The sequence below is a fragment of the Streptomyces sp. NPDC059718 genome (assembly GCF_042733315.1).
Classification (GTDB): domain Bacteria; phylum Actinomycetota; class Actinomycetes; order Streptomycetales; family Streptomycetaceae; genus Actinacidiphila.
The window spans coordinates 1-8294 of record NZ_JBHWGA010000107.1 but is presented as its reverse complement, the minus strand read 5'-3'; the positions used below and the strand labels follow the sequence as shown (position 1 = coordinate 8294).

Annotated in this window: 8 protein-coding genes; 3 read left to right on the top strand and 5 right to left on the bottom strand. The window is 69.6% G+C overall.

What is annotated here, in order from left to right:
- Positions 1 to 991: 991 nt before the first annotated feature.
- From ACFV3E_RS46060 to ACFV3E_RS46050, 3 genes are all read right to left on the bottom strand, one after another.
- Positions 992 to 1420, bottom strand: coding sequence for a DUF2267 domain-containing protein (locus tag ACFV3E_RS46060; protein WP_500542457.1), 429 nt, complete (start codon positions 1418 to 1420; stop codon positions 992 to 994).
- 70 nt (positions 1421 to 1490) lie between these two features.
- Positions 1491 to 1886 carry a DUF2267 domain-containing protein gene (locus ACFV3E_RS46055; RefSeq protein ID WP_500542455.1) on the bottom strand — a complete coding sequence of 132 codons (396 nt, stop codon included), beginning with the start codon at positions 1884 to 1886 and terminating at the stop codon, positions 1491 to 1493.
- Positions 1887 to 1990: 104 nt separating this feature from the next.
- Positions 1991 to 2425, bottom strand: a complete 435-nt coding sequence (locus ACFV3E_RS46050) for an Hsp20/alpha crystallin family protein (protein WP_500542453.1) — start codon at positions 2423 to 2425, stop codon at positions 1991 to 1993.
- Between the two features lie 131 nt (positions 2426 to 2556).
- Here ACFV3E_RS46050 and ACFV3E_RS46045 point away from each other — a divergent pair, with 131 nt between their 5' ends.
- Positions 2557 to 3225 carry an HSP18 transcriptional regulator gene (locus ACFV3E_RS46045; protein WP_500542451.1) on the top strand — a complete coding sequence of 223 codons (669 nt, stop codon included), beginning with the start codon at positions 2557 to 2559 and terminating at the stop codon, positions 3223 to 3225.
- Positions 3226 to 3785: 560 nt separating this feature from the next.
- The gene (locus ACFV3E_RS46040; protein ID WP_500542449.1) at positions 3786 to 4364 is read left to right on the top strand and encodes a cysteine hydrolase family protein; all 579 of its coding nucleotides are present in this window, start codon (positions 3786 to 3788) and stop codon (positions 4362 to 4364) included.
- Between the two features lie 241 nt (positions 4365 to 4605).
- Here ACFV3E_RS46040 and ACFV3E_RS46035 read toward each other — a convergent pair whose 3' ends face one another.
- Complete coding sequence (locus ACFV3E_RS46035; RefSeq protein WP_500542447.1) at positions 4606 to 5358, bottom strand: class F sortase; 753 nt, start codon at positions 5356 to 5358, stop codon at positions 4606 to 4608.
- Positions 5359 to 6786: 1428 nt separating this feature from the next.
- On the opposite strand from ACFV3E_RS46035, the gene ACFV3E_RS46030 reads away from it, so the two are divergent.
- The gene (locus ACFV3E_RS46030; RefSeq protein ID WP_500542445.1) at positions 6787 to 6981 is read left to right on the top strand and encodes a hypothetical protein; all 195 of its coding nucleotides are present in this window, start codon (positions 6787 to 6789) and stop codon (positions 6979 to 6981) included.
- Here the strand turns inward: ACFV3E_RS46030 and ACFV3E_RS46025 are convergent.
- Positions 6978 to 7142: a hypothetical protein gene (locus tag ACFV3E_RS46025; RefSeq protein WP_500542443.1), complete on the bottom strand. Its 165-nt coding sequence runs from the start codon at positions 7140 to 7142 to the stop codon at positions 6978 to 6980. The genes ACFV3E_RS46030 and ACFV3E_RS46025 overlap by 4 nt on opposite strands.
- Positions 7143 to 8294 lie beyond the last annotated feature (1152 nt).

The following is an 8294-nucleotide window of genomic DNA, read 5'->3' as shown; positions in this document are numbered from 1 at the left end:
CTTTGTGTGTGTGTTGGTGGGGTCTTTCTATCCGGGGGGGGTTTTTTTTTTTTTTTTTTGGGGGGGGGGGGGGGGGGGGGGGGGGGGGGCGGCGGCCCCCCCCCCCCGCCCGGGCGCCCCCCCCCCCGCCTCCAAGCGTCGGTCAATGATCGAGCCGGTTTCACTGGTGGTGATTACGTGCAACTGAGCCCGGCCGTGGCTACTCGCAATGCAGGCAGGCCCACTTGGGTGGCCACTTCGCAGCTAGCTCGGCGGAGACAGGTTGCTCGTCGCGCGGGGCGGCTGATCCTTGCAGTATTGCGGCCTCATTGGTCTCGCCGGACGCCATCGTTGTCTGGCTGCACGCCCTCCGATACTGCGCACGTGTCAGGCCCGCCGAGACGCCCTGGGGCACCTGGTTGCGCGGCGGAAAACCCTCGCGGCGCTCGCCCATCGCTGTCTCCGGGCGCCGCCGGACGTGCGGGTTTCGAAGGAATCTGCCGCTCTACTTCGAGCATCGGATGTGCCGTCGGCCTGGGCAGGGTGGATCCTGGAAGTGCGGCTCCGCCGCTTCCTTCCAGGGCTTTCGCAGGCGGGGCCGCCCTTCGAAGAGCAGGGTGGGGCCAACCCTTTCCCGCGGCTCCCAGGGATGATCGCCGTGCAAGCTCGGACTCGCGGCGGCGCGTCCTCCCTTGGTGTTAGACCGGGTGCGCGCCTCCTACCGCCGCGGGCGGTACCGGCTCGCCGCGCCCTGAGGTATCCATCTGTGCTGGCAGCAGTACCGACGTACTGAGGCGCTGGGCGAGTTCTTGCTCAGCTCGCTGTCGCAGGCGGTGTCGCAAGTCTTCAGCGCGGAATGCCCGACTCGGTGTAGGTACTGGGTCTGTCGCAATGCGATGCCCCTTGTCCCCAAGGGGTTGCTGGCGGTCTTTCACCAGTGCGCAACGAGTTCAGACCGAAGGGGTTGCGCGTGGGAGGGGTGAATTGCCGACAGGGCCGATCGCGGCCGCCGTTATGCGGTCTGCGCCAATTCGGCCCGGCCGAAAAGCAAGGCGTACCCGGTTGGCAGTTGTGCGAGAACGCGGTTGATGACGTCGTCCCCAGCCAGGCGACTGAGAACCGCGAAAACGGTGCCGGCGTCCCAGCGTGCGGTGGCGGGCGTGCCGCCGGTACGGGTGGCCAGGTCGCAGACGAAGTCGAAGCCGGTGAGCGGCTCGGTGCGGGGGAGCTGGGCGGTGAGCTCGAGCGCGGCCTCGACAGGAAGCCGGGCGGCCAGGGCGACACGTTCTTCGCCGATCAGCTGCCGACCGAGTCCGGCCAGCACATCACGGACGGCCTGCTCAGCCCGTTCGCGGGTTGGGTAGGCGCCCTCGTAGCGTACGTGCTCGACCATCGCGTCGAACGTCATCGCCGGTGTGCGGAGGTGGGGCTGCAGGGACATTGGTGCGCCTTTCATGTTCTTGTTGTGGTGTGGGGCGGGGGCGGCGTGTCCCGCCCCACGGTCGCGAGGGTCAGGCCGGCTCGAGGTGACCGAACAGCAGGTCGTAGCCCGGGGGCAACTGCAGCAAGAGCCGGCGAAGGAGGTCCGGTCCGGCCTCCTCGGCGGCCACGCTGAGGACGGCGCCGACGTCCCAGCGTGCGGTCTGTTCGGTGGCGCCTTCGATCCAGGCGGCGGTGGCCCGCACGAACCGCTCGGCGTCCAGCGGCTCGGTGGCCTGCAGCGGATTGAGCAGGATGAGCGCGTAGGTCTCCGGCAGTCGGGTGGCGAGTTCCGCACGCTCCTCGCCGACCACGTGTGCGCCCAGCAGGGCCAGCACGACGCGCGCCGCCTGGTCCGCCTCCCGTGGAGTGGAGTATTCGCCGCGTTCCTGCACGCGTGCGAGGAACGCCTCCGATCGCATGGCCACGGTAATCCCCTTGTGTTACGCGGAGGACGGAACCGAGGAGGGAGGGAACGGTTTTCCGTCCTCCGCCGCTTACTGCGTGTGCCGGGTGGTACCCGGCTCAGGGCTCAGCCGCTGATCTGCTTGCGGTCGCCGGTGGACGTGATTGCGATCTTGCGTGGCTTGGCCCGCTCCGAGATCGGGATGCGCAGGGTCAGGACGCCGGCGTCGTAATCGGCCTGGATGTGCTCGGCGTCCAGGGTGTCGGCGAGCATGAGCTGCCGTGAGAAGACGCCGAGGGGCCGTTCGGACAGTTCCATCTGCACGTCGTCGGCCTTGGCGACGGGACGGCGTTCTGCCTTGACCGTCAGCATGTTGCGTTCGACGTCGATGTCGATCGCTTCCGGGGTCACGCCGGGAAGGTCGAGGGCGATCACGTAGTGGTCGCCTTCGCGGTAGGCGTCCATCGGCATGGTCGAGGGCCGCGACCATGTGCCGGACGTCCCCAGGAGCTGCTGGGTCAGACGGTCCAGCTCACGGAAGGGGTCGGTGCGCATCAACATCGTGAAACACCTCCAAGGGTTCGGGCAGTGGCTGCCAATGCGCTTCACCTGTCTTCCCTTGTACCATGTCGTCTAAGCGATGACAAACTTCGAGTCGTCGAGTGGATGACATGGAAGGAAGCGTTTGCCTCTTGAATGCCACCGACCCCTCTCCGTCGGCGGCCGCCGACGACGGTCAAGCCGTGCCGCTCCTGGCCACCGCGACCGCTCTGGCAGCCATCGACGAGGCTCTGCGTGTGGCCCGCGCCGCGGATACGGCGCCGGAGGCCCTGTCAGGTGACGACTCAGAACAGGCGCTGGCCTCGCTGATGCTGCTGCGGGAGGTGCGCGAGCAGCTCGCCGGCTGGGAGAGGGGTCTGATTGAGACCGCCCGCGCCGCCGGCGCCAGCTGGGCCGACCTGGCAGGCCCTCTCGGGGTCGCCAGTCGCCAGGCTGCCGAGCGCCGCTACCTGCGCCTGCAGCCGGGAGCAGCGGGCAGTACCGGGGAGGAGCGGGTGAAGGCCACACGCGACCGCCGCGCCGCCGACCGCACTGTCACAGCCTGGGCACGCGACAACGCCGCCGACCTGCGCCGCCTGGCCGCTCTCGTCACCGGGCTGTCCGACCTTCCCCCCGCGGCCCGCTCCGCCATCGACGGGGCCCTCGCCCACAACGACGCGGCTCGATTGATGGCCCCCCTTGCCGCCGTCCGCATCCATCTGCAGCCGGGGCATCCGGAGATAGCTGCGCGCGTGGACGCTCTCACTCGGCACGCCGACCAGCTTCGCCAGGACAGCCACGACCAGCGACGCGACGCTTGACCCAGCGGAGGGATCGCCGCGAGCGTCCCCCGGCAGGCGTTACCGGCGGATCGGTGGTCGATACAAACTATGGTGCGGATCCGCCGCTGGGTGCCGTTTGCCAGGCCCCTGCCATCCAGAGAAGAGCCCGCCGCCCCGAGGCGCTTCCGCCCCGAGGCGCTTCCGCCCCGAGGCGCTTTCGCGCCGGGCGCCGCGGCGTGCCGCCCGCCCATCACCAAAGATCAGGGCCGCCGTTGCCGCCCCGCCATTCGACCAGCTCCCCTTCCCCAGAGGTCCCTGACTCGGGGCCTGAGGCCAGCCTGCCGCAGCAAGACGAGAATGTCCCTGGGCCCGTGGGCCAGGCCAAGGATGCGCTCACCCAGCCGGACCCGGCGCCCGCCGCATTCCGAAGGCGGATACACGATCACTCGGCATTCCACTTCTCCAGCCTGCGATGCAGTCTCGATGGCCGCATGCTGGAACAACGACCCTGTCCGGAGCTTTCTGCACTCCCCCCGTACGGGCCCAGCACGCCGCCGGGGAGTGACCGCTGACACGGCAACCATCGAGGTCCGCAACAAATGCACGACAAGAAAACGACCGCGCTCGTCGTGATCGACATGATCAACACGTATGAGCATGAGGACGCGGAACTGCTGCTGCCATCTGTGCGAGAGGCGCTCCCCGGCGTACGGAGGCTGATCTCACGCGCTCGCGAGATCGGTGTGGACGTCATTTACGTCAACGACAATTACGGACGCTGGCGCTCCCATCACGACGAGATCCTCGACATGGCACTCGCCCGCCCGCATGCCGACCTGGTCGAACCGGTCAAGCCCGACGCCGACTCGTTGTTCGTCGTCAAGGCCCGGCATTCGATCTTCTTCCAGACCCCGCTGGAGTACCTCCTGGACCGGCGGAACGTCGGCCATCTCGTGCTGTGCGGGCAGGTCACCGAGCAGTGCGTGCTGTACTCGGCACTCGACGCGCACGTCCGGCACCTGCCGACGACCGTCGCGAGTGACGCTGTCGCCCACATCCATCGCGACCTGGCCGACGCTGCACTGCGCATGATGGAGCGCAACATGGGCACCCACATTTGCTCAGTGGACGAAGTCCCGCTGGGCGTCGAGGCCGGGACACCGCTCCCGCCACCATGACTGGTACGGTCCGCCAACACGGTCGTGTGCTTTCACGAACACGGGGCCCTCCAGCGATCAGACGCGTAGCAGGGAACTGCCTACTCGCAAAGGCCGCCATGGCTGGTAAGCCGCTCATTGTGGTGGCTCCAACTGGGTGTCTCGCAGGTAGGCCTTGTGATGCTGGCAGCCGATCCGACAGCACCGCGAGCAGATCGTGCTGCCCAGCTTGGCCCTGCCCCTTGTGAGAGCGGCAACACCACTATCCGGCCCCTCGCTCGAGCAGGAAGACCCGGACACCGCTGCGGCGCATCCTGACACTGGGGCTCCATCTTCTGTCCCCGTCGCGCACAGCAGGCGGGGCCGCTTTGCCCAGCCGGTCGTGCGGGCTTGGGCGAAGTGGGCTGGGGGCGCGTTCTTCGGCCGGCGTTGCGTAGAGAACAAGGTTGCGTTCGTAGCGGCGTGCCGCGCGGTCGTACGGTCCGGCGCACGTGATCAAAGCCAACCGGTGGGGGCCGGCGCGCGTGAAGAGGTCACGTGGCAGATGCTCCTGCTGGTACGTGCGCCGAGCAGTGACCCGATAGGTTCTCACCTTGGTGTCGGCTCCTGTCACTGTGATGGGGCCCCCCACGGGTATGTCGAGGAGGGCGGCAAAGGTTCCCGGCCCGTCTTTGCGGCTGTCGACATGGCCCGCGATCAAGACCGTGCCGGTCGCCGCGCCCAGCGGGGCCCCCAGTGCCCACCATCCGCCGGTGTGAAGGTTTTCCGGCAGGTCGAGAGCACCGTCGGCCCGGCCGGCGACAGGTACGACGGCGGCATCGAGACCGGCTGGTCCATGGATGCGGGTGGGCGGCGACGCATCTCGGTCGTCAGAGGCGGGGCGGTGCCCGCCGGGGGGCAGGGTGCCCCAGTCGGTGACGCCCAGTTGTGGCGAGGTCCAGGCCAGGCAGCCGGCGGCCGCCGCGCCCAGACCGCAAAGTGTCATCACAGCGGCGGCCGACCGGTGGCGTTCCACGGGCTCTAGCTCTTCCCGGCCGTTCGGCGGCGGATGCGCAGGAGCCAGGCCACTCCGCTGACGGCGAGCAGTGCGCCTCCGGCCATGCCGACCACGCCGTCGGTGGCGGCCGAGCCTTGCGCAGCGGCGAGCTGGCCGCCGGATCCAGAGGAGCTTCCCGGCCCCTGAGGTTTCGGTGATGCGTGCAAGGTAAGGCGTAAGGCCGATGCGCCGTAGGGACACAGGCGGGCCACTCCCAAAGCCCCTTCGCGCGCGCCGGCCATCGCTCGTCGGCGGCGGTAGGACGACACCCGACTCGCGCTGTCCAGCGTGCTCCGACCGGGCAGGCTGCGCATCCTGGGCTGCGGCCCGCCCTCTGACTCCGTCGCGCACACCGGGCGGGGTCGTCGTGCTCCGACCCAACTCCGCCCCCAGAATGGCCTTCCCCGGTCCGCGAGCGGTCCAACAGAGGAGGCTACGGAGTCCACATCGTCGGGCCGACCCCACGCCATTCGACAACCTCGCCGCTGTACAAGTCAGCTATCCGCAGGGGGGAGCCCAGCGTGGCGCACGAGCGCGACCAGGTCTCGCGGAGCGTATGCGAGGCCAAGGATTTTCCCGTCGTAACGCACACGGCGTCCCCCGCTACCCGTCGGCGGGTACACGATCCCACGGCAGTTCATGAGGCAAGCGTGACCCCAGCCGCGAGCAGTCGCATGTTGGTAGCGCAGCCCCGTCCACGCGGGAGACGTCACAGGGAGGGGCCGCCCCTCACTCGGCTGCGGCGACTAGCTTGCGGCCCCCTGCAGGCCCGCGGAGGCTAGGTGCAGCGCCGAGGGGTTGTCCACCTCACCCAAGACGTCCTTCGGTCGAGAGCCAGGCCCCTGCCGTGCGAGAGGCGGGGCCTGGCCCACATCTTCAGCGCGCGGCAACGAGCCTTTCGGGCATTCTGGAACAGCGAGCCTGCCCGACGTGCCCCCACACGCCCGCAAGACCGCCCGGGAAGAAGGGGCCCCCACCGCCGCGGGCTGCGCGGTGAGGGCCTCGCAAATTCCCGGGAGCGGGCGCACCATTTAAGTGCGGCCTCGTCGCCGTCCTTCCCTGACTAGAGGCGGGGCCACCCGCAAGTGTCCGCCCGACTGGTCGTGTGAACCATCCACGAGGCCCGGGCCCCAGCCGGGCGGGCTCAGCACTCGATAGAACCTCCAGCCCTCCGGACCGCCCACCCACCTCCTACGAGCCCAGCCGACTTCATGGATCTTCGCGCTGCCCTCGGAAACCCGTACTTCGAGGGTTTCAGCCGGGCGATGCGAGGTAAGGCGACCTGCCGGAGCCGCCCGTTTCGCCCCCCGACCGGGCGGTTCCCCGAGAGGCTCCCCTCTCTCGGCGCTCAGCGCCTTGCAGGCCGGGGTCTGCTCCACTCGGGGCCCGGTCGGTGAGGAGGACGTGATGGACGAGAACACCCGCGTGCATCTCCCCGGAAAGAAGGTCCCGGTCAGCGGCATCTATGAATGCACCTGCGGCCAAGGCCACCGCTTCGTCAGCACGGATGTGGAGGGCCACACCTTCCCATCGGTCCCGAAGGACTGCTCCGGCATCGGCTGGAATCTGCTAATCCCCGCCCACGTGGAGCGAAGCCCCTAGGTCCCCACGCAGCCCGCCCGGTTACGTGGTGAGGGCCGGGCGGGCGCCCTGCGCAGCGCCATGGTGAGCAGCCCGATGTCCAGGACGCTCAGGCGCTGGTCGTCGACCGCGCGGTTGTCCACGGCGAGGAACCGAGGGGGCCGGGTGGGTAGCTTCCTCACTGGCCGTCACCTGCTCCCGCGGGTGTGGCCGGACCGGTAGCAGCGGCATCCGCACCCGGTGGGGGCAGCGGCTGTGCTGCACGCCCAGAGGCGCGGTGGTGTGTGGCCGTCCGGCCGGCTGTTCCGGCGTCGGGTGTCCGGGCGGCTATGCCCGTGGCGTGGTGACCCGTGGTGGCTGCGGAGCCTGTCCGCTCGGGCTGCTCGAGACGGGTGGGAGCCGCGGTATGCCGGGCCGTGGGGGTCCCGGCCGGGCATTGCCAGTCGGCCTGGGCCTGTCCCGCAGTGAAGGCGGGCCAGGCTCCCACGAGTTGTGGGCCGACGTCCGTCTGTCTCGCGGTGGCCCCAGGCGTGGGGCGCGGGTGGGGCTGGGGCCGGTGTCCGGGCTGAACGCGGGCCGCAGGGCGTGGTCCGGCTGCCTTCGGTACGGGCCGGGCATGCCGGTCCCGTGGTGCCGGCTTCGGTGACGGTGGCAGGCGGATGCACAGCGGCGGTCATGTGGGCTCCCGGGCGGGTGGACGTGGGTGATGTCATCCATGAAGCCCGGTGGCACTCACCGATTTGCTCACCGAAAAGGGGGGTGAAAGATCACAATCCGGCATCACCTGCAGCCGGTGAGTGCCGTTACGCCATCGGTGAGGAGCACGAATCTGCTCACCACCGCAGGTCGCCAGGCCTTTCGGTACCTCACCGCTCCACTGGCTGCCCCTGACTCTGATTCTGACGCCATGACGGGCTGCGGTTGCTGCGTGCGAGGCTGCACGATGGCGGAGAGCCAGAGCTTCCCGCGCCGAAGGGCGGCTGGCGCACCGTCCGGGGAGCACAACCGGCTCAGGCCCTGACGCCCGTCGTCCGTCGGCGGACCCCCGATGCCCGGACTGGTGAGAAGGAGGCGCTGCGGCCGGCGCCCCGTGTGCCGCTGCGCGCAGTGCCGGATGGTCCGGCGGGAGGGACGGCCTCTGATGGAGGCCGGGCGACAAGCGCGGTGGCATGGGCATGCGCCCAGGTCTCGCGCACCCGGTCTTGTGTGGGGAGGGGGCGCTGGACAGGGGCTGGGGGCTTTTCGCTGTGGTTACTGCGGTGGGGTGACGAAGGTGCCGCGTTGGGGCACGGTGAAGACCAGTCCGTCGGCTGCCAGGACGGCGATGGCGCGGC